Here is a 20,459-nt window from a genome sequence, read left to right on the forward strand (position 1 = left end):
TGCTCCTAAATCGTGGTGATTGTTGTGGTGTCATCGGTGACGGACGTGGTCTTCGGTAAGGTCTCACCAGCAAAAAACGCAGGGTGTTTAATACGTGCCCAGATCATGAGAACGACGCCGAGGAATAGCACTCCCATACCGAGGATGAATACCATACCGATGCCGCCAAGGGAAGTTCCGGATCCATAGTCCGGGTCGATTGAGTCTACTGCGGTCTGGAAAAACATCACCAGCAACACGATCCCGCCGAGGCCCGGGAACAGCCCCCGGAAGAGGAAATCTCGGATGGAGCCGGTGAGTTCTTTACGGAAATACCACACGCACGCCATGGCGGTGATCCCGTAGTAGAAGCAGATCATCAAGCCCAAGGCGGTAATAGTATCCCACAGTGCGTTCTCGCTGATCAGTCTCGTAATCGTGTAAAAGCCACCGGTGCCTACCGCCGAGGCGATGGTTGCCACTGAGGGGGTGCGGAAACGAGGCGAGATCTTCGAGAAAGCCGGCGGAAACGCTTTGTAGTACCCCATGGCCAGGATGGTTCTTGACGGCGAGATCATGGTGGTCTGCAGCGATGCGAAGGACGACGCGAGGATAGCGATCGACATCAAAATAGCGACCGGACCCAGTACTGGTCCAGAGAGCACAGCAAAAATCGACTCTTGATTGTCCGGATTGCCTGCGCCCAGTCCCTGATCACCAATACCAGCCCACGTGATGACCCCGATGGTCACCAGGATGTAGAGCGTAATAATGATCAGAATCGTCAGCGTTGCTGCACGCCCCGGGGTCTTTTCCGGATTCCTGGTTTCTTCATTCATCGTCAGCACTGCGTCCCAACCCCAAAACATAAAGATGGACAGCGAGATGCCAGCTGCGAAAACCGAGAAGTCGGTGATCTCGAGTGGATTAAACCAGTCCAAGCTCACCGGAGTGGGGTCATAGGCTTGCCCGCTGTTGGCCTGCACGAGCGCGGCTACAACAAACGCGCCCAGCACAAGGACCTGAAACGTCACCAGCAAGTACTGCAGCTTTTGGGTCGTGTCCAGACCACGGTAGGCCACCCACGCGGCGATCGCAGTAAAGAGCAGCGTCGTGGGGATATTGATCCAAAGATTTTGCGTCCAGGCTGCGATATCAGGGTTGCCAAACACTTGGGATAACAGAATATAGAAAAAGTCCACGGCCACCGCGGCGAGATTCGACAACACGATGACGGTCGCTGCGATCAATCCCCAGCCGTTCATCCACCCGATCCACGGGTTGAACGCTTTGGCGCTCCACGTGAACGAGGTGCCGGAGTCCGGGACGCGGTTGTTAAGTTCGCGATAACCAAATGCCACCAGCAGCATCGGAATAAAACCGACGAGCAAAATGGCGGGCACTTGAGTGCCGACCGTGGAGATGGTCGGCCCGAGTCCCGAGGTCAGCGTATAGGCAGGCGCAATACAGGACACACCGATCACGGTCGCGCCGATAATGCCGATCTGACCGGTGGCCAGTCCTTTCGGTGAATGCTTTCGCTCGGACGTTGGACCAGGGGATTTTGAGCTTGGGGTGCTGAGGGGAGGGGAGGTGCTCATGACAACCTCTTTCGGTTCGTGGCGTTGGCCTCAGGGTGAGTGCCAGCGCTCTGCTAGTTGGTCTCCGCGGGGATGATCATCATGGGGGAGGGGATATGTCGCAGAATTTTGGCAGCGGTTGCGCCGAGAAATATGTGCTGTTGGGACGCCAGCCGAGAGGAGCCGAAAATGACCAGCTCGTGATCCATCCAGGTCAGCTGATCGACTGCATCGTGGACATCTTTCCCGGTGGCGACGACGGTCGAGGCGAGCTTCCTCGCCACCATGTCCGCTGCTTGGTCGGCTAATTGCCTGTTGCCAAACTGTTCGACTTGGGCAATGAGATCTGCCGCATGCATGCCTTCGGGTAAGAAATCGGTTCGCTCTTTATCGAGAAATAATAAGGACACGAGGCGCAAGGGCAAATCGAAAGTCTGGGCGGCCTGCAGCGCATACTGAATGACAGCTTCAGCGCCGGGGCGTGCCCCGAACATCGCCGTGAGCCATGACAGTTTGTCTTGGTTTTGATATCCACCCGGTGCCAGCACCACCGGGACGGGGCTGGAATGCAGCAGTGTGGTAGCTGTTGATCCCAGCCGATAGCGTTGCAGTAACCCTGCGCCTTGACCACCTAGAACGATGGCCGAACCACCGAGTTGTTCGGCTGCCGACAGCAACCCCGCCGCATCCGAGGAGTTACTCACAGTGTGAATACTGCTATTGATCTCTGGCGGCAAGGAAGCTTGCGCTTCCTCTAACCAAGCCCGAACTTTCGCCTGGATGATGGGCATATGCCCGCGATCGGCCGGGTAAACCGCCGAATACACGTTATCTTCGGGTAACACCGTCACGAGATTGAGGTGTGCTCCCGAGGTGCGGGCCATGGCAATCCCAAGGTTCAGCGCATCGCGGCCCGTGGGAGTCGCGGTGTAGGCGATGACCAGGTTCCGGAAGGTTGGAGGCTTCACTGCAGTCTCGCAAGGATGCGTTGGGCGGCATTTTCGCCTTGCCGGATCGCGCCGTCGACGTGTTGGTATCCTTCGGCTGCGATATCGGAACAGGCATAATAGATTGAACCGGTTGGGCGGTTCTGTAGATGCCCCCAGCGACTCAACCCACCGAGGTCATAACTTGTGGCATAGGCGCCCCGAGTCCATTCTTCAGCTGCCATATCAGAAAGATAAAACGCGATTGGCCGCAGCGCTTCGTCTCCCAGATACGTTGCGAGCTCTTCGAGAATGCATTGCTTGCGTTCTGCAGCCGGAAGGGCCCAAAGCGTCTCGGCATGCACATCGGAAACAAAGCTCACCAGTGTACCGTGGGGGCTTTCCCCCTCGTGCTCGTCGACCAGGTTCGGGCCGTAGTTGGTGTTGTCATATACTTCTTGCACCATACGCCCGCCTCCAAACCCGGTGCCGGATAAGCCCTTGTCACGCCAGAATGGGGTCTCGTACACCGCGTGTATTTTGATGACCAGACCCATCGAGATGTGCTGGTGAGCAATCATTTGTTCACGCGGTAGGGCGGGAACGTATTGAATACGGTGGTAGAGGTTCGGCGGAATAGCCAGGACGGCGTTTTTTGCCTTCACGGTCACGGTGTCCGAGTATGCGGTGACCTCTGCTGGAGCCCCATCATCTATTACCCCGTTGCGCACGTCAGCTAACACCTGGTTGAGCGGATCTGCTGTCTGGGGGTCGACGGTGGCCCAGTTCAGCTGTCGTACCGGAGAAGACAGATACACGTCATTTCCGAGATTTTCCGCCAGCTTTAGGGCCACCGACTGCATGCCACCGACCACGCGCTTATCGAGAATAAAGTCTTCGTCGACAAGATTGGAGAAAGAACCTGCTGAGGCTGCCATGAGGATCGCTTGAAGTGCCGAGAACGTATGGGCAGGTTTGGTGAGCATGCCGGAGGCGATATAGATCGAAACGTTATCGATAGCTTCTTGATCATCAGAGTGTTGTTTCAACCAATCGCGGAACGAGATGCTGTCCAATACCTCGGCGTCTGGCATGTTCCAGGGTTGGGTCACGTTCATTTCGGCGACTTTCGCATCAAGTAAGCCAATGAGTTTTTCTATTTGGGCGGCAGTTTCTTCGGCTACCGGTAGTTGATCCCCGGTGTAAGTATGGCGGGTGCCATCCGGGGAAACATATACGTTTTTGCCTTCCCGATAGCGCGAGAAGGTGGCTAATCCCAGCTCTTCGACGAGTTCGATAAGTCGGGTCTGATCGGGCGAGATCCATTGACCACCGATTTCAATGAAGTGCTCGTGACCGCGATCGTCTTGAACTTTGCCGGACCACGTCCGACCTCCCACTCGATTTCTTGCTTCAAGTACGGCGACCGATTTTCCGGCCTTTTTCAGGGTGTAGGCGGCCATGAGGCCAGCCGGTCCCGCACCGATGACCACAACGTCGCGCTCGATGAGGGGGGTATTTTCAGCGGATGTAAACAAACTCGTCACGTCTTCCTCGCATAATGAACGTCATTCATTTAGTGACATGATACACAAGAGGGGTGTTGTTGTATACCCCATCGAACGAACCCGCATGGGCCGGACGTGGTGAGCGGAAAGGTAAGATGGGACGCGTATTTCATCCGAATCTGGGGACACATTGAAGAGTGAAAAACGAACCGCAGGTCGACCTGTCCAGCCCGTCCTGAGCCGGGAATTAATTGGCGCTGAGGCGCTTGAACTCGTCACGGCTCGGGGGCTCGAGCATCTGACGATGACGAAACTGGCCAAGCGACTCAAAGTCGCGGCTTCAGCGCTCTATAACCATGTGACGAATAAAGCGGATATCGTGTTGTTGATTCAAGATGCGCTGGTTTCCCGAGTGTCCTTAGATGGTATGCAGCAACTCATTGATCAACAAACGACACTTGAGGCCGCCCTCAAGGATTGGGCGTCCTCATATCGGGCGGTATTTGCGGAGTACCCCTCGCTCATCCCGACGATTGCGGTCACCCCAGTTTCCGAAGCTCCCAAGACCCTCCACATGTACAACACGGTCTCGCAGGCCCTTGCTAGTGCGGGCCTGCCTGATTCAGAAGTCATCAACGTGATTGTGGCATTTGAGTCGTTCCTTTTCGGCTCAGCCCTCGATGTGGATGCACCCTCAACGATTTTCGATACCGCGGAGGTAACGGAAGATAGCGAGTGGTTGGAACGCGTCGTGACCGCTTCGAAGGAAGAATCGCACGTTGATCTACCCGCCGCTGCTAGCCCTGCTCGGAATCAATATGCAGATCCCCCATTTTATTTCGGGCTCGATGCATTGATCCGTCATACGAAGTCTTTGATCGATCCAGAGGGGTAGCGCTGCACTGTACTAGCGGGAGGACGAGACCGCCCTCCCGCTAGTGCACGGTGTGAGTGTGTCGGCAGCTAGAGATCTGCCAGTGCTGAGACCGGATGCTGCATCGCAGCTGCTACCGCCGTCAAAAACGCTGAGGCGGTACCACCGTCGGTCACCCGGTGGTCAAAGGACAGGGTCAACTCGGTGACTTTACGAACGGCTAGTTCACCGTCGACGACCCAGGGCCGATCTATGATTCGGCCGACCCCGAGGATGGCGACCTCGGGAGCATTAATGATTGCGGCCGCACCATCGGTGCCAAAAACCCCGTAGTTATTCAACGTGAACGTCCCACGGGTCAGTTCGGCGGGGGTGCACTCACCACGCCGTGCTTTCTCAACCAGACTGTTGATTTCGCTGGTCAGCTCACGGGCAGAGAGTCGTTCGGCGTGCTCAACCGCAGGGACCACCAGGCCACGGTCAGTCTGGGCGGCCAACCCCAGGTTGAGCCCGTCGAAGTAGACGATCTCTTGACCATCCTCGGAGTCCATGATGCGCGAGTTCATCACCGGATAGCGTCGAAGGGCTGCGGTGGTGAACCGAGCGATGAGCCCGAGCAGACTGGGTGCGGTCTCTGGGTTTTCATGCTTCAACTGCGCACGGAGCTCGACGAGTTCGGTGACATCCACATCAAGCCACGCGGTTGCCTCGGGGATCTGCGACCGCGAGCGCACCATTTGCTCGGCGACCATCTTGCGGACCCCTTTGATCGGGATACGTTCGGTAATCGCCAGCCCGGAGCGGGAGTCGTGTCGTTCTTGGGTGATAGGAGTTGGCTCTTCGACCACGGAAGCCGAGACGGTTTCCTTAGAAGCGCTTGCGCCAGTCGCGTCGATGGCGGCCTGGACATCAGCTCGGAGGATGATCCCCTGGGGGCCGCTGCCGGTCAACTGACCGATGTCGATGCCGTGCCGTTTGGCCAGCTGGCGGACCAACGGCGAGATAACCCGCGGGGCTGTCGTGCTGGGGGTAGGTTGCTTCGAACCGTTCTGGGATGCGGTGGCCAAGCGCTTCGAAGTGCGTGTCCGACGCGAGCTGGTCCCGCCCGTGGTGCCATAGCCGATTAGGACATTGCCCGAAGCGCCATCAGCGGGTTCTTCCGCCGCGGTAATGCCGGCTCGTTCTTCTTCGCGATAATCTAACGCTCCGGCTTGTTCACTGGGCTGGGATGCCTCGTCGGCTGGGTCGCCAATGGTGATAAGCGGAGATCCGACGATGAGCGTGTCACCGGGTTGGCCGTGCAGGGTCAGCACCGTCCCGCCGTAGGGGGAGGGGACTTCGACGAGCGCTTTGGCCGTTTCGACTTCGGCCACCGCTTGGTCCACGACGATTTCGTCGCCTTCTGCGACCAGCCAGTTGACGAGTTCAGCTTCGGTGAGGCCCTCACCGAGATCGGGGAGTTCAAATACCTGACGGGTCATGACCGTCCTCCTACTGCAACGCGGGGGCTGTAGTCTACGGGTGTATCGTCCCACTGCAGGTCATCAATGGTGTCCATAATCCGGTCGACGCTGGGCAGGTGGTATTTCTCGAGCATCGGGGGCGGGAACGGGATGTCGAAACCGGTGACGCGCAGGACCGGAGCGGCAAGGGAATGAAAACAACGCTGCTGAATCCGAGCGGTCAGCTCCGACGCGACGGAAGCAAATCCCTGGGCTTCGGCCACGACCACGGCCCGACCGGTTTTGGTGACCGAGTCGATAATAGTCTCCTCATCCAACGGGTTGATGCTGCGCAGGTCCACGACTTCCACACTGATGCCTTCATCGGCCGCGGCTTCGGCGGCGGCAAGGCACGTCACGACGGATGGTCCATACGAGACCAGGGTGACGTCTTCGCCGGTGCGTGCCACATTGGCTCGTGCGTAGGGTTCGCCGTGGTCGCGCTGGGTTTCCACCTGAGCCCAGCGGCGATCGAACTCGTGGCGTAACTCCTCGAGCGAGACATCAGCCTTAGTCCAATACAGTTTCTTGGGCTCCATAAAGATGACGGGGTCATCCAAGCGGATCGCATAGCGCAGCATGAGGTATGCGTCCTCTACCGTGGCCGGGGTGTAGACCTTCAGGCCCGGCGTATGGGCATAGTAGGACTCAGAAGAATCGGCGTGGTGTTCGACCCCGCCAATACCGCCGCCATAGGGAATGCGAACGGTCACCGGCAACGAAGCATGACCCCTGGTACGGTTGCGCATCTTGGCCAAGTGGCTCATTAGTTGTTGGAATGCCGGATAGGCAAAGGCATCGAACTGCATTTCAATCACGGGGCGCGCCCCGCCAAGGGCCATGCCGATGGCAGTGCCGGCGATGCCGGATTCGGCCAGCGGTGTGTCGAAGCACCGGTGGTCGCCAAACTGCTGGCTGAGGCCTTCGGTAATCCGAAAGACCCCGCCCAGGGTACCGACGTCTTCGCCAAAGACCACGACCATGTCGTCGTGGGACATTTCATCGGCCAGGGCCGCATTGAGTGCAGCCGCTAGGGTGAGTGACGATTTTTCCTTACTCATAGCGTGCTCCTTAGGCCTGTTCGGTCTGCGATTCGCGGGCCAGTTCATCGGCGAGCTGTGCGCGTTGTTCCGCCAGCTGCGGGGTTTGGACCGTGTACACGTGATCGAATAACTCCAGCGGGTCAATGTCGGGCTGCTGACCCATCGCCTCGCGTAATGACGCAGCGACCTGTTCGGCATCGTCTTGGTACTGCGCCTCAAGCTCCTCGGTCAGTGCACCTTCGTTCTGGAGGTAGGTCCGCATTCGATGCAGCGGGTCGCGTTTGGTCCATTCGTCGACCTCGGCACTGTGCCGGTATCGGGTCGCGTCGTCAGCGTTGGTGTGGGACTGGATGCGATAGGTATCAGCCTCGACCAGATAGGGTCCGCCACCTTCTCGGCAGAGTTTGACCGCACGACCCAGCACCGCCAGTAGGGCGGCAAGGTCATTGCCGTCGACGAGTTCGCCTGCCATGCCGTACCCCACGGCCTTATGTGCCAGGGATGGTGCTGCGGTCTGCCTAGACAGCGGGACCGAGATGGCGTACTTGTTGTTCTGCACAAAGAAAATAACAGGGAGTTTGAAGACCGAGGCGAAGTTGAGTGCTTCGTGGAAGTCACCTTCGGATGTGCCACCTTCTCCAACCATGCCCAGGACCACCATTTCTTCGCCCTTGAGCCGGGCCGCTTGGGCCATGCCAACGGCGTGCAACAGTTGAGTGGTCAACGGGGTGGATTGGATCGAGGTGTTGTGCTCGTGCGGGTTATAGCCCTGATGCCAATCACCGCGGAAGTTCGTCATCACCTGGACCGGATCGACCCCTCGAGTAATGACCGCCACGGTATCCCGGTATGTAGGAAACAGCCAGTCACGCGGCGACAGGCATAAGGCGGCTGCGACTTCCGAAGCCTCTTGCCCGTGCGACGAGGGATAGACGGCCATCCGACCCTGACGGACCAGCGCATAGTTTTGGTCATTGACCCGGCGCCCAATGACCAGTTGGCGGTAGCCTGCTAAGAGTTCTTCCCGGGTGGGCATCGGGTACTCGTGGCCGGGGGTGGATCCCTGCTCCTCGATGGATAAGAGTTCCCCGCTCTCTGAGATCATCTGGATCCGACCGTGCGTGGGCAACAGATAATCTTCTAAGCTGATCCCCAGTTTCTTGGCTTGTTCTTCTGACAGATCAGGTTGTGCGTTTTCCGGCATCATGGCGGGCACTCCCTCCAGCGTTCGTGTGAAGTAGATAACACTAGTATCAGCCAAAGGCTACGAATTGTGGGGTGGGATTCGAAAAGTGCAGACAGATTGGCGAAATGTACCTATGCTGGTGATCAATTCGTTCGACAAGAGGGCATTTCCTGAACAGGATGGTGGAGGCGATGACAGCTGACGATCCGCACACGGCTGAGACGACTGTGTTGGATGCCGTGGATCGTAAAATCATCGCAGCGCTTGCCAAAGATGGACGGATGTCGATGACCGCGCTCGCAGCTTCCGTGCACATCTCGCGGGCGCATTGTCACGCACGAGTTCAGCAACTGCTGAAGTCAGGCGTCATTACGGGTTTCACCATCAACGTCGACCCAGCCAAACTTGGGCTGGGGGCTTCGGCACATGTGATCCTCAAACTTCGCCAACATAATTGGCGGGCTTTACGGCAAAAGCTGCTTGCCATTCCCGAAGTCTGGCATGTGACCTTGACCGGCGGGCCGATGGATGTGATTTTGCTGGTCCGAGCTCGCGATACTGCTGATCTCCGTCGAGTGGTCTTCGATGAGATCCAGCCCTTGGCCGGGGTGGTCGATACCCAAACCTTCATGATCTTTGACGATCAAGTCTCGCGCAGCGCGCTGCACTAGAAGGTAGAGATTATTCGTGCGTGGGCTGCGACATCTGCATTGGTGATTACACGCCGTTCTCGACGATCCTCGCTGACTCACACATAGGACACCGCGTCTTTGAATGCACGCTCTTAGTCTGTGGTGTCTTGAGCTATCGGTTCCGTCGAGTGGCGCTCGCCGGTGAGCATCGTGAGCAGTAGGACGTTTTCTGCTGGGGCATCTTGGGCTGCGGACACCTCGTGCACGACCATGGCGCGCAGGTGAACCACTGTGCCGGGTTCAAGCAAAATCTCACCTTGGTCGGTCGTCAGGAGCAGTTGCCCTTGGAGCGCTTGCACGGTAATGGGATGGGCTGAGGTATGGGAGCGCAGCACTTGGCCGGGTGCGAAGGTTAGAAAAATGAGGTTCGCGCCGTCCCCTTCAAGCTTTCGCGAGATTGATGGTGGGGTACCCGTGCGCGGTGGTGGAGCGTCAGTCACCGGAAAGATCGAGACCTCGGCGTTTGGGTCGGCTTCTGCGGGACCAAAAGCTTTCGGCGGCATGTTGAATGGCTTCCGGATCATGGCGAACGGTTCCTTTGCCGGCATCAGTGGGTAGCGGTCGTTGTGTATTCGTCAGCATATCGAATGACACAAGGTGACTAACAACCTCGCGACCGTCAATGATCACAAGACGTGACTACCGCCAGAATCGGTTGCGGCGTGGCCGTTGGTCTGGATCCAGATACGGTGCTGGCACAAACCACGCGATGCCGTCGTGCATCGTGATGCTCCACATTCTGGCATGCACCGCGTGATGATGGTGGGAGCACAGGAGGACCGCATTGGCAATCGCGGTAGAGCCACCGGAATGCCACGGATTGACGTGGTGCGCGTCGCACCACGGTGCCGGGATGGTGCAGTTGGGTGCAGCACAACCTCGATCGCGTGCAATGAGGGCGCGTCGTTGGTCGGGCGTGAAGAGCCTGGCCTTGCGACCTAGGTCTAAGATCGCGCCGTGTGAACCCAGGACTGCGGGGATCAGCTCTGCTTCACACGACAGGGGCCGGATGGAAGCCGGTGAGATCGGCCCGGTGAACAGGGCCTGAGAAATAAAGTTCGGGGCGGTGGGCCGCGATGGTCCGGTCGCTGAACAGTCGTGGGGCAACTGCTCGTAGAGGGTTTGGTAATCCATGATGACGCTGAGTTGCGGCGGGAGCCCACCAACGGTCGGGAACGTGGTCGATGCCAGCGACATGCCGGTGTCGAAGACAGCTGTAAGTCCGTCGAGGAGTTTCTGTTCACGGGTGCGCTCATCAGCCGCCGGGATGGGCTCACCGACTTCATCTTCACTAAATAGTGCTTGCTGGCCGTGGTCTTCTAGTGCTTTTCGTACCACCGGGGCGGTGAAGTGCGGCAGTGTGGTCCCAAAGAGGTTTTCTAGCAGTGCTTTAAGCGGTTCGAAACTGGCGTGCGGGTTGTTCACCACGGACGCTAAGACGCGTAGCCGTTCGTGGAAGAGCGCATCAACGCGCAATACCCAGTTGTGCAGCCCTTGGGCCTGGCCGCGGTAGAACGCCCCGCGTTTACGATCGAGGACCTCATGATCTGGTGCGCCATCCTGATCGAACCAGTACGTGATGTATTGCGACCACCGTTTGGCGACTTGGCGCAACCCATCGGGATCCAAGAGGCTGGCCTGTTCCGCCAACTGTGCTTGGCCCGCTGCTAGACGGTCCTGGACCTGTGGTGTGAGCACCTTGGCCTGAGCGGCAGCGCGCTCGACCTGATTGACGGTATCCACCACAATATCGGCGGCTGCCGCATCGATATCTGCTGCAAAGAACCGTGCCGCAACCTCTTCATAGCGAGAGTCGGGCATATGCCCACCGTCCAGGCTGGGTGCCGGGATGAGTTCCTGGGCGAGTTTGACTCGTGTTTTGGCTTCCCGCAGCGAGATGCTCAGGGCATCACGCAGATATTCGGCGATGTTGCGGAAGGCTGCTTTGCCCGTGGGCATGCCAAAGATGTCTGCCCGTTCAGTTTCTGAAGCGTACGCGTTGGCTGCGAAGCCCGCCGTGATGATCTGCAGCGCCTCGACTTTGCGCGCCAGTTGCTCGATGTTGCGCAGCAGAACAGGAAACGGTATGTCCGGCGCTTGCATGGTCGCGTCCGGGGGCTCGCCGGTGCCCCACACGGTGCCCCAATCAATTGCAGCCTGGTCGCTCTGGAACCGTGCAAGCCGAGTATATGCATCGGGTTCTCGGTACGTTCGCAACGCATCCGACACGAGCCGATCAGCTTGGCTTACCAGCGATGCGGGATTGGCCTCGGTTTCGATGTGCTGTGTCATATCGCAACTTCAGCAGCACATCGCCTAGCTGGGGTACCGCAAGTGGGTTAACGTGGAAAACTCAGCCTTAGCCGATACGACTGTGGACAACGTGGCGGGGTTAATCGCCTGGGGCAGAGGTGTGCTGGGTCGAGGGCTGCCACGAGGCCAGGGCGTCCAACAGTGCGTCCGGCGTGCTTTCCACGATGAGCGCTTCGGTAAACGACCGGCGCACAAACCCCTGGGCGGCCATGTGATCGATCATGGCAAGCAGCGGATCCCAAAAACCTGCCGTATTCAACAGTGCGACCGGTTTGGTATGGATGCCCAACTGTTGCCAGGTCCAGACCTCAAAAAATTCCTCGAGTGTGCCGATCCCGCCGGGCAGTGCAACGAATGCGTCACCGAGTTCAGCCATCCGGTGTTTGCGGGCATGCATATCGGCCACGATCTCCAGCTGGGTCAGCCTCTGGTGTGGGGTTTCTGAGGTCAAGAGCCACTCGGGTGTCACACCGAAGACTTCCGCCCCGGCAGCCAGGGCCGTGTCGGCGAGTACACCCATCAGGCCGACGTCGCCACCGCCAAACGCCACACCGATGCCACGGTCGGCCACTGCTTGAGCGAAGGCTTCGACGGCCTCGACACACACGTCAGAGTTGCCGTGTTTTGATCCGGTATAGACGGTCACTCGACGGAGACCATTGGTTCGGGGCTCAGTCATGGCTCACCGGGTAACGTTCTTGGAGCTGCAGCAGGCTGTTGCGCATCTGTCGTGCGTTGGCATTGAAGACGCCTGCCCAATTGAAGCCTCGGATGACGATGGGTTTGACCTGGGTGTAGTCGAAAGTTTCGGTGACCCAGGTGCCTTGCCCCTCGGCTGGTTGAAATGCCCACCGCCAGATGTGTCCGGCAGGATGTTGCCAGGCGATCTCGCGTTCCGGGTCGGCGGTGACGACGCGCATGGTGAGGGTATAGGGCAGCCCGAGACGGCGCATCCAGATGTTAAACGTGTCACCTTCGGTCAAATATTCTGGGCCTGAGACTTTGGCCGAAAGGGTCCCGCCACCGTCGAGTTCGTGATGTCGGTGCGGGTTTGCCGCCAGTTCCCACAATTGGAAGGGTTCCGCTCCAACGCGCGCTTGGTAGCTGATCGTGAAAGACCCAGTGTCAACTTCCCGGACATCGTCGGTAGAATGCGTATGTTCACTCATATCCCCCAGACTACGCCCGCGCTCGCGTGTCTGACTACAAATACTTTGCGACAGAGGTGTTCTATGTCTGCGGAGACGGTCACTCCCGCATTACGCCAATCGGTTCGAGAGACTTTCAAGCGGCCAGCGTGGCTGCGCACTGAAGTGCTCGCGGGTTTGGTGGTCTCACTGGCACTTATCCCCGAAGCGATTGCGTTTGCACTCATCGCCAACGTCGACCCGAAAGTCGGCCTGTATGCCGCCGGCATCATGGCGATTTCTATTGCGTTTCTTGGCGGACGTCCTGCGATGATCTCGGCGGCAACTGCCGCCACGGCCCTGGTCGTCGCGCCCATTGTTGCCTCCCACGGGGTGCAGTATCTGTTCGCGACCGTCATCCTGGCTGGGATCTTGCAGATCGTGCTGGGTGTGATTGGTGTGGCCAAGTTGATGCGATTCATCCCGCAGTCGGTCATGACCGGCTTCGTCAACGCGCTGGCGATCCTGATCTTTATTGCCCAATTGCCAGACCTCATCGATGTGCCCTGGGCCGTCTACCCGCTGTTTGCGCTCGGGCTAGCCATCATCTTCCTGTGGCCTAAGGTCACCGAAGTCATCCCATCAGCGCTGGTCGCCATCGTCGTCGTGACCCTGATTGTCGTGATCTTCAGCGTCAACGTGCCCACGGTTTCGGATAAGGGCGACCTGCCAGATGAGCTGCCGTTCTTCTTCATCCCGGATGTGCCGTTTACGCTGGAGACACTGGAAATCATTTTCCCGGCAGCTTTGGCCATGGCGGTCGTTGGGTTGCTGGAATCGCTGATGACCGCTCAACTGGTCGACAACATCACCGACACCCCATCGAGCAAAACCCGCGAGTCCGTCGGCCAAGGCGGGGCCAACATCCTGGCCGGGTTCTTCGGCGGCATGGGCGGTTGTGCGATGATCGGCCAGACCATGATTAACGTGCGCGCTTCAGGTGCTCGCACCAGAATCTCCACCTTCGTTGCGGGCGTGTTCCTGCTGGTGCTGGCCATCGGACTGGGCGACATCGTCGGGATGATGCCTATGGCCGTACTGGTCGCCGTGATGGTCTACGTTGCCTACGCGACCTTCGAGTGGCACTCAATTGCACCGCGCACCCTGAAGAACATGCCCAAATCCGAGACCCTGGTCATGCTCATCACCGTTGTCCCAACCGTGGTGACCGGAAACCTGGCCATCGGTGTGGGGCTGGGCGTGCTGGCCGCCATGATCGCCTTCGTCCGCCACGTCTCGCACTTTGCCACGGTGTCGCGCAGCGTCAATGCCGACGAATCGACCGCGACGTACCTGGTCAAGGGCCAGCTGTTCTTCGCTTCCTCGCATGATCTGGCCAATCAGTTCGAATACGCACTCGACCCAGCCCATGTCGTCATAGACCTGCGCGAAGCAAACGTCTGGGACCATTCGACAGGTGCCATGCTGGACGCGATCAATGAGCGGTACACCGAACGTGGCAAAACGGTCGAATTCTTAGGTCTGCGCGGACCTTTCCCTCTGAGTAAGAATGCCGCTGGACAGCGAGAATCCTAACCCGCCGTAACACTCTTATAAACCAGCAGCTTGATACTGACTGTGTGATTTGACCTGTTGGCCGTCGATCCAGACACACTCGATATCTGCGGGAGTACCCAGTGCGAAGATTTTCGCCAGTGCGCCTTCATCGTCGGCTGCATGAGCGAGGCCGACGTCAAGTGGGTGTCCCGCGGTAGGACGGATGAGGACTGCATCAAAGCGTTTCCCCACGGATAGGTCACCAACCTGCGCATCGAGCTGCAGCGCCTGCGCCCCGGCCGAGGTGGCCAGATAGAGCAGATGTGCCGCGGTCATGGGCAGTCCGCCACTGGGATCAAGCTGCTGCATGAAATAGGCCTGCACGCCTTCTTTGAGGAGGCTGAAACCATTTCCAGCGCCCACGTCTGAACCGAGGGCGACGTTGACTCCGGTCTCGATATGGCGTTTGAGCGGAAAGAACCCACTGGCAAGCGCCGAATTAGACGTCGGGCAATGCGCTACGGCGAGGCCGGTTTCGGCCATTCTCAACAGTTCTCGCTCGGTGGGGTGGACATTATGAGCAAGAATCGTCTGCGCGCTGAGCAAGCCTGCCTTGTCATACGTGTCGAGGTAATCCTGCGCTTCGGGATGGAGTGCCGCGACATCGCTGATTTCATCCTGATTCTCGTTGATATGGGAGGTCACCCAAATGCCGGGACGATCTTGTACGAGTTCCCCGTGGGCAGCTAAGAGGTCCGGGCCCGCCGATAATGAAAAACGGGGTGTGACGGCATAGCGCAACCGGTCGGTACCGTGCCAACGATCGATGAGCTGCTGGGCTTCAGCCAACGACTGATCGATGGTTGTCAGTAATGGCTCGGGCAGCGTGCAGTCACTGGTGACCAATCCGGCGGTCATCCGGAGGCCCAAATGCTGAGCACGCTCAAACAGAATATCCACGGCTGAAGCAAAGTGCGAGCCAAACACCATCGCCGAGGTCGTCCCCGAAGAAATCAAGCCGGTCAGGAACTCTCCAGCTAACTGGTGCGCGTACGTGTTGTCGGCGAGTTTTTCCTCTTCGGGTAAGGCACATTCGTCGAGCCATTCGAGCAGAGGTTTGCCCAAGTGGCCAATCGCCCGGATTTGGGGATAGTGGACGTGGGTGTCAACCAGCCCGGGAATCAGGATGCCGTCGCGTACATCGATGATCTCGACTGTGGGGTAGGACTCGGTCGCCGAATTGATGTCGGTGCGTGCGATGATTTCGCCATCGTCTACGACAAGAGCGACGTCAGTGTCGGTGCGGAGTGTTCCACCGGTAAATGGGTTGGTGGGGGTATCGAATACTCGGGCACGATAAATGTACATGTGGTGTCCTTGGGCAGTGAGTCAAGTGAGGTTTTAGGCCATGCGGCGTAGCAGCTCGGCCGCGACGCTCACAGCGATGGTTGCGGGCTGTTTTCCGGGCAGGTCAGGTAGTCCGATCGGGCAGTCAATTGTGTCGATGTCTGCGGCGTCGTGGCCCTCGGCTAAGAGCTTCTTGCGAAACCGCTGCCACTTCGCGTTGGAACCGATGAGCCCGATAGAGCCGAGCTCCTTATGGCGCAATGCTGCATCACAGAGCATGAGATCTTCGGCATGGTCATGCGTCATGATCAGTACGTGCGCTCCAACCGGCAACTTGGAGATGACCTGTTCGCCAGCTACCGAGTGGTGTCGGTTGATGTGCGCGACTGGCGTCTCGAGGTTGTCGAGTTGTGCCAGATAGTCGAGCCGGGAATCAGACAGTTCTAACCGGAGATTTTGTCGGCCAAGGATGCGCGCGATTTCCAGCCCAATGTTACCGATGCCGAATACCGCGACGGTTTCGGGGACAGTCAGCGGCTCGAACAAGATCGTGACTTCTCCACCGCAGCATTGCTTACCGTACTTCACCGGAGCTCTATCGTTGAGGTGCAGCGTGAGCATCTCGGGTTCGGTAAGGTTTTCGGCCAGCAATTCCCGGGCACGGGTAGTGGCTGTCATTTCCAGATTGCCACCGCCAATGGTCCCGTAGAACTTATCAGCGGTGACAATGAACTTTGCTCCTGCATCCCGGGGTGCGTGGCCCCGGACAGCAGCAATCGTTACCAAAACAGCCGGCACCTGCTCGTCACGCAGTTTAGCTGCCGTATCAATCCAGGTCATGAAGGGACGTTCCTGACGTCAAGCGCGTCACGTGCAGGAATGTCTTGGCTAGCGTCCTGCTGGTCGCGCACGGACTCGATAGCCCAGAACACAGCCTCCGGGGTAGCTGGTGAGGCAAGTTCCACGCTGGTGCCTGGAGCACCGAACGCAGTGATTGCCTCCCGCAGTGCCTCGCGCACGGAGAAGGCAAGCATCAGCGGGGGTTCACCGACTGCTTTGGAACCATAAATGGCGCCATCTTCGTGCGCTTTATCCAGCAGGTCTACGTTAAAAATCTCTGGCATTTCGGATAGACTCGGAATCTTATAGGTACTGGCGCCTTGAGTCGCGACCCGTCCGCGTCCCGGGCCGTCAGAGGTATCCCACCGGAAGTCTTCAAGAGTCAACCAGCCGGCGCCTTGGACAAAACCGCCCTCAATCTGGCCGATATCGATCAGCGGCGAGAGAGAATCACCAACGTCATGGACGATGTCGACACGGCGAATCTTGTACGAACCGTCAAACGCGCTGACTTCCACTTCGCTGGCTGACACTCCGTAAACGAAGTACTTAAAAGGCTCGCCCTTCATGTTGGCCAAGTCCCAGTACAGTCCCTCGGTCCGGTAGAAACCGGCGGCCGAGAGCTGGATCCGCTGCATATAAGCAACGGTGATAAGTTCTTGCCACTCAACCGTCTTGGTGGTCGACAGCCCCGAGACGACCCCACGAGCGAACCGCACTTCGTGGGCGGGTACGCCAAGCATGCCGGCGGCAACCTGCGCCAACCGCGTCTTGATCTGATCGCAAGCGTCTTTGATAGCCCCACCGTTGAGATCAGTTCCCGAGCTGGCGGCCGTTGCGGAGGTGTTCGGAACCTTATCTGTCCGGGTCGGAGCCGAACGCACCATCGATAATGGCACACCGAGGCTCGTGGCGGCGACCTGCAGCATCTTGGTATGCAGGCCCTGACCCATCTCGGTGCCCCCGTGGTTGACGAGCACCGAACCGTCTTTATAGACGAGCACGAGCGCCCCGCCCTGGTTGAAGGCCGTGAGGTTGAACGAAATCCCGAATTTGACCGGTGTCATGGCGAGTGCTCGCTTGACGTAAGTATTGCGGGCATTAAAGTCAGCGATCGCAGCCTGCCTGGCTTCAATATCAGCGGTGGATATCACCTGATCCCACGCACTTTTGAGTCGATCTGCGTGGCGGACCGGTTGGAAGTAGGGCGTATCTTGATCCTCGGAATAGAAATTCCGACGACGAAGCTCTGCTGGGCTCAAGCCCAGCTTTGGAGCTACCCGTCCCAACAAATCTTCCATGACTAACATGCCCTGAGGACCGCCAAAACCTCGAAAAGCTGTTTGGGAAGTCTTGTGGCATTTTGCAATACGTCCGTGGACGCGGATATTGGGCACCCAGTAACCGTTATCAATGTGGCACAACGCTCTGGTGAGCACCGGCACGGAAAGGTCCATGCTCCAACCGCCGTCGGAGGTCAGCGTTGCATCCAGAGCCAGAATCTTCCCCTCGTCGGAAAAGCCCACTTTCCAGCTCGCGTGGAAACCATGACGTTTGCCAGTCATAGTCATATCGAGCGTACGATTAAGCCGCACCCTGGTTGGTCGGCCGGTGAGGGTGGCGCCGAGCGCCGCAACGGCTGCATAACCGTGCGATTGCATTTCCTTGCCGCCGAATGCCCCGCCCATGCGCACGCACTGCACGGTAACCTCGTGGGCGGGAACCCCGAGCACATGGGAGACGATGTCTTGGGTTTCGGTTGGATGCTGCGTCGATGAATTAATGAACAGCTGGCCATTTTCATCGAAGTGCGCCAGTGAAGCTTGAGTCTCAAGATAAAAGTGGTCTTGGCCAGCAAACTCGAATTCTCCGCTGAAAACGTGCTCGGCAAGTTGGAAACCGCCCTCAAGATCGCCTTTATTGATAACCGGCTGAACGCCCTGAAAACTGTCCGCTTCGATCGCATCCTGGATAGTGATCAGGGACGGCAGCTCTTCAACCTCGACGCAGACTTGGGCTGCGCCTTCTTTTGCTGCCTCGAGAGTTTCAGCGAAGACCCAGGCGATAGGTTGGCCGTAGAACATGATCTCATCAACCGGCAGCATGGGTTCATCACCCCTGGTGCCCTGATCGTTCACCCCAGGAATGTCTTCGGCGGTAACCACACGCACGACACCTGGGATCTCATAGGCCGCTGATGTATCAACCGACTTGAGTTCAGCGTGGGCGATAGTTGATTGCACGGGATACGCGTGCAGCAGGTTCGTGAATCGTCCACCGAGGTCATCGGTGTAGAGCGCTCGGCCGGTGACATGCTCGTATGCACTCTCGTGGTAGTGTGACTCGCCGACAATGGGATTGGCTGGTCGCTGTGAGAGACTGGTCATCGGTTTGCCCCTTTCAGGTCGCCGGCGTCGTGATTTAAGCCCACCTGCTGAGCGTAGAACCGCTCCAATGAGGAACGCAGCATCGCGATCCGGTATTTAGAACTAGCCCGGTGATCGTCCATGGGAGTCCCCTCGGTAGCCATGACCTCTGCGGCTGCTCGGAAAGTTTCTAGGCTAAATTTGGCCCCTTCGAGCTCGGCTTCGGTACTATAGGCGCGTATCGGGGTGGCTGCCACACCACCCAGGCCGAGGCGCGCATGTTGAATGATGTCGTTTTCGACGGCGATCGCATAACCGATCGCAACCGAAGAAATATCGTCGAACCGGCGTTTCGCAATCTTCTGGAACGACGTCAGCGGCGCCAACGGTAGCGGAATACGGATCGCGCTGATGAGTTCATCGGGTTCGGCCACGGTCTGTCGATAACCGGTGAAATAATCGGCGATGTCGACGACCCGTTGGCCTCGGACGGAGCTCAGCACGAGCTTGGCGTCAAGCGCGAGTAGGGCTGGTGGAGTATCCCCGATCGGCGAGCCCGTGCCGAGGTTTCCGCCAATAGTCGCTGCGTTGCGGATGAGTCGTGAGGCGAATTGCGGGAAGAGCTTGCCGAGCAAGGGAATTTCGCCATCGAGTTCGCGTTCCAGTTCGGACAGGGTATGTGCCGCACCGAGCTCAATATGTGCAGGTGTTCGTTGAACCCCGCGCAATTCTGGCAGCCGGTCGATCGCGAGCACGGATTTAGCCCGAACGTGTTTGAGATTGACCTCCACACCGAAATCGGTAGCCCCCGAGACGAGCTGGGTTGCAGGTTCGGCCGCTAGGATCTCCAACGTTTCAGCCAGCGTGGCAGGACGGCGATAGCGGCCCGTCTTTCCGCTTGCAGTATCGGCGGCGGAGTAGTCTGTTGCGACAGGAGCAGGAGCTGGTTGCTCGCGGCGCGCAGCGAGTGCATCATCGCTTGCGGGCTGGTCGAGGGCATAGGCGGCGTCAATAATTGGCCGGTAGCCAGTACAGCGGCACAAGTTGCCTGACAATGAATGCGGATCAAAGCCATTTGGGCCGCAGCTACTGCAACCTTCTTCGGCGTCTTCGGCGCGTTCTGGGCGATAGAACTCGGCGGCCATCGAGCAGATAAAACCGGGGGTGCAATACCCGCACTGCGAACCGCCCCGTTCGGCCATCTCTTGTTGTACCGGGTGCACCCGGCCGTTGGCTAGCCCTTCTGCGGTGACAACTTCTTGGCCATCGAGTGACGCGGCGGGAACTAGGCATGAGTTGACCGACGTCCACCGGGTGGTGCCATCGGCGTCAGGTCGCGCAACCATGATTGCGCAGGCACCGCACTCGCCCTCGGCGCAGCCTTCTTTGGCTGCTGTGAGCCCTTGCGCGCGCAAAAAATCGAGGGCATTTGAGTGTGGTGGGCCGTCAAAATCGCGGGTTTCCCCATTGACAGATACTTGTACTGTCGAGCGAAATGTCTTCGCAGACATCGCACCATCCTCCTGTGCCTCAATTTTGAGGCGCACCATGCATGGTTAGAACAACTATGTGGTTCTTCGAGACTCCTGGTTATCCATGCGAACAGTAGTGAAGAACAT

Annotated in this window: 17 protein-coding genes; 3 read left to right on the forward strand and 14 right to left on the reverse strand. The window is 58.4% G+C overall.

Annotated elements, in window-relative coordinates; translation table 11 throughout:
• Positions 1–5 precede the first annotated feature (5 nt).
• From J2S62_RS00960 to J2S62_RS00970, 3 genes are read right to left on the reverse strand one after another with little or no spacing between them, the layout of a single operon-like run.
• A complete protein-coding gene (locus J2S62_RS00960) occupies positions 6–1,580 on the reverse strand; it encodes an APC family permease (RefSeq protein ID WP_310170237.1) in 1,575 nt (524 codons plus the stop codon).
• Positions 1,581–1,633: 53 nt separating this feature from the next.
• Complete coding sequence (locus J2S62_RS00965; RefSeq protein WP_310170239.1) at positions 1,634–2,527, reverse strand: universal stress protein; 894 nt, start codon at positions 2,525–2,527, stop codon at positions 1,634–1,636.
• Positions 2,524–4,023, reverse strand: a complete 1,500-nt coding sequence (locus tag J2S62_RS00970; RefSeq protein WP_407650003.1) for a flavin monoamine oxidase family protein — start codon at positions 4,021–4,023, stop codon at positions 2,524–2,526. Before J2S62_RS00970 ends, J2S62_RS00965 begins: the two co-directional genes overlap by 4 nt.
• A 160-nt stretch (positions 4,024–4,183) precedes the next feature.
• Here J2S62_RS00970 and J2S62_RS00975 point away from each other — a divergent pair, with 160 nt between their 5' ends.
• Positions 4,184–4,888 carry a TetR/AcrR family transcriptional regulator gene (locus J2S62_RS00975; protein WP_310170244.1) on the forward strand — a complete coding sequence of 235 codons (705 nt, stop codon included), beginning with the start codon at positions 4,184–4,186 and terminating at the stop codon, positions 4,886–4,888.
• Between the two features lie 68 nt (positions 4,889–4,956).
• Here the strand turns inward: J2S62_RS00975 and J2S62_RS00980 are convergent, their stop codons facing one another.
• Genes J2S62_RS00980 through J2S62_RS00990 form a run of 3 tightly spaced genes read right to left on the reverse strand, consistent with a single transcriptional unit; the run spans position 4,957 to position 8,616 of the window.
• The gene (locus J2S62_RS00980) at positions 4,957–6,348 is read right to left on the reverse strand and encodes a dihydrolipoamide acetyltransferase family protein (protein WP_310170246.1); all 1,392 of its coding nucleotides are present in this window, start codon (positions 6,346–6,348) and stop codon (positions 4,957–4,959) included.
• Complete coding sequence (locus tag J2S62_RS00985) at positions 6,345–7,430, reverse strand: alpha-ketoacid dehydrogenase subunit beta (RefSeq protein ID WP_310170249.1); 1,086 nt, start codon at positions 7,428–7,430, stop codon at positions 6,345–6,347. Before J2S62_RS00985 ends, J2S62_RS00980 begins: the two co-directional genes overlap by 4 nt.
• Before the next feature lie 10 nt (positions 7,431–7,440).
• The gene (locus tag J2S62_RS00990; RefSeq protein ID WP_310175680.1) at positions 7,441–8,616 is read right to left on the reverse strand and encodes a thiamine pyrophosphate-dependent enzyme; all 1,176 of its coding nucleotides are present in this window, start codon (positions 8,614–8,616) and stop codon (positions 7,441–7,443) included.
• 173 nt (positions 8,617–8,789) lie between these two features.
• Here J2S62_RS00990 and J2S62_RS00995 point away from each other — a divergent pair, with 173 nt between their 5' ends.
• The gene (locus J2S62_RS00995; RefSeq protein WP_310170254.1) at positions 8,790–9,269 is read left to right on the forward strand and encodes an Lrp/AsnC family transcriptional regulator; all 480 of its coding nucleotides are present in this window, start codon (positions 8,790–8,792) and stop codon (positions 9,267–9,269) included.
• Between the two features lie 113 nt (positions 9,270–9,382).
• Here J2S62_RS00995 and J2S62_RS01000 read toward each other — a convergent pair whose 3' ends face one another.
• The 4 genes from J2S62_RS01000 to J2S62_RS01015 all read right to left on the reverse strand — a co-directional run bounded on the left by J2S62_RS01000 (position 9,383) and on the right by J2S62_RS01015 (position 12,772).
• The gene (locus J2S62_RS01000) at positions 9,383–9,814 is read right to left on the reverse strand and encodes a cupin domain-containing protein (protein ID WP_310170257.1); all 432 of its coding nucleotides are present in this window, start codon (positions 9,812–9,814) and stop codon (positions 9,383–9,385) included.
• A 115-nt stretch (positions 9,815–9,929) separates the two neighbouring features.
• Complete coding sequence (locus J2S62_RS01005; protein ID WP_310170259.1) at positions 9,930–11,582, reverse strand: HNH endonuclease signature motif containing protein; 1,653 nt, start codon at positions 11,580–11,582, stop codon at positions 9,930–9,932.
• A 100-nt stretch (positions 11,583–11,682) separates the two neighbouring features.
• Entirely contained in the window at positions 11,683–12,282 is a 600-nt protein-coding gene (locus tag J2S62_RS01010; RefSeq protein WP_310170261.1) for an LOG family protein, read from the reverse strand.
• On the reverse strand, positions 12,275–12,772 hold the full coding sequence (locus J2S62_RS01015) for an SRPBCC family protein (RefSeq protein WP_310170264.1): 498 nt from the start codon (positions 12,770–12,772) through the stop codon (positions 12,275–12,277). Before J2S62_RS01015 ends, J2S62_RS01010 begins: the two co-directional genes overlap by 8 nt.
• A 63-nt stretch (positions 12,773–12,835) precedes the next feature.
• Here J2S62_RS01015 and J2S62_RS01020 point away from each other — a divergent pair, with 63 nt between their 5' ends.
• A complete protein-coding gene (locus tag J2S62_RS01020) occupies positions 12,836–14,326 on the forward strand; it encodes a SulP family inorganic anion transporter (RefSeq protein ID WP_310170267.1) in 1,491 nt (496 codons plus the stop codon).
• A gap of 15 nt (positions 14,327–14,341) precedes the next feature.
• Here J2S62_RS01020 and guaD read toward each other — a convergent pair whose 3' ends face one another.
• From guaD to J2S62_RS01040, 4 genes are read right to left on the reverse strand one after another with little or no spacing between them, the layout of a single operon-like run.
• Positions 14,342–15,655 (reverse strand): guanine deaminase, encoded by a 1,314-nt coding sequence (gene guaD / locus J2S62_RS01025; protein ID WP_310170270.1) that lies wholly within the window; start codon positions 15,653–15,655, stop codon positions 14,342–14,344.
• A gap of 33 nt (positions 15,656–15,688) precedes the next feature.
• On the reverse strand, positions 15,689–16,474 hold the full coding sequence (gene xdhC, locus J2S62_RS01030) for a xanthine dehydrogenase accessory protein XdhC (protein WP_310170272.1): 786 nt from the start codon (positions 16,472–16,474) through the stop codon (positions 15,689–15,691).
• Positions 16,471–18,861: a xanthine dehydrogenase molybdopterin binding subunit gene (xdhB, locus tag J2S62_RS01035; RefSeq protein ID WP_310170274.1), complete on the reverse strand. Its 2,391-nt coding sequence runs from the start codon at positions 18,859–18,861 to the stop codon at positions 16,471–16,473. Before xdhB ends, xdhC begins: the two co-directional genes overlap by 4 nt.
• Positions 18,858–20,351, reverse strand: a complete 1,494-nt coding sequence (locus J2S62_RS01040) for a xanthine dehydrogenase small subunit (protein ID WP_310170276.1) — start codon at positions 20,349–20,351, stop codon at positions 18,858–18,860. Before J2S62_RS01040 ends, xdhB begins: the two co-directional genes overlap by 4 nt.
• Between the last annotated feature and the right edge of the window lie 108 nt (positions 20,352–20,459).

The organism is Enteractinococcus fodinae (assembly GCF_031458395.1).
GTDB classification, from domain to species: domain Bacteria; phylum Actinomycetota; class Actinomycetes; order Actinomycetales; family Micrococcaceae; genus Yaniella; species Yaniella fodinae.

Bases quoted from the DNA above. Each gene is read 5' to 3' on its own strand.
- J2S62_RS00960 (WP_310170237.1), bottom strand. From the start codon at position 1,580: ATGAGCACCTCCCCTCCCCTCAGCACCCCAAGCTCAAAATCCCCTGGT.
- J2S62_RS00980 (WP_310170246.1), bottom strand. From the start codon at position 6,348: ATGACCCGTCAGGTATTTGAACTCCCCGATCTCGGTGAGGGCCTCACC.
- J2S62_RS00985 (WP_310170249.1), bottom strand. From the start codon at position 7,430: ATGAGTAAGGAAAAATCGTCACTCACCCTAGCGGCTGCACTCAATGCG.
- J2S62_RS00990 (WP_310175680.1), bottom strand. From the start codon at position 8,616: ATGCCGGAAAACGCACAACCTGATCTGTCAGAAGAACAAGCCAAGAAA.
- J2S62_RS00995 (WP_310170254.1), top strand. From the start codon at position 8,790: ATGACAGCTGACGATCCGCACACGGCTGAGACGACTGTGTTGGATGCC.
- J2S62_RS01000 (WP_310170257.1), bottom strand. From the start codon at position 9,814: ATGATCCGGAAGCCATTCAACATGCCGCCGAAAGCTTTTGGTCCCGCA.
- J2S62_RS01005 (WP_310170259.1), bottom strand. From the start codon at position 11,582: ATGACACAGCACATCGAAACCGAGGCCAATCCCGCATCGCTGGTAAGC.
- J2S62_RS01010 (WP_310170261.1), bottom strand. From the start codon at position 12,282: ATGACTGAGCCCCGAACCAATGGTCTCCGTCGAGTGACCGTCTATACC.
- J2S62_RS01015 (WP_310170264.1), bottom strand. From the start codon at position 12,772: ATGAGTGAACATACGCATTCTACCGACGATGTCCGGGAAGTTGACACT.
- J2S62_RS01020 (WP_310170267.1), top strand. From the start codon at position 12,836: ATGTCTGCGGAGACGGTCACTCCCGCATTACGCCAATCGGTTCGAGAG.
- guaD (WP_310170270.1), bottom strand. From the start codon at position 15,655: ATGTACATTTATCGTGCCCGAGTATTCGATACCCCCACCAACCCATTT.
- xdhC (WP_310170272.1), bottom strand. From the start codon at position 16,474: ATGACCTGGATTGATACGGCAGCTAAACTGCGTGACGAGCAGGTGCCG.
- xdhB (WP_310170274.1), bottom strand. From the start codon at position 18,861: ATGACCAGTCTCTCACAGCGACCAGCCAATCCCATTGTCGGCGAGTCA.
- J2S62_RS01040 (WP_310170276.1), bottom strand. From the start codon at position 20,351: ATGTCTGCGAAGACATTTCGCTCGACAGTACAAGTATCTGTCAATGGG.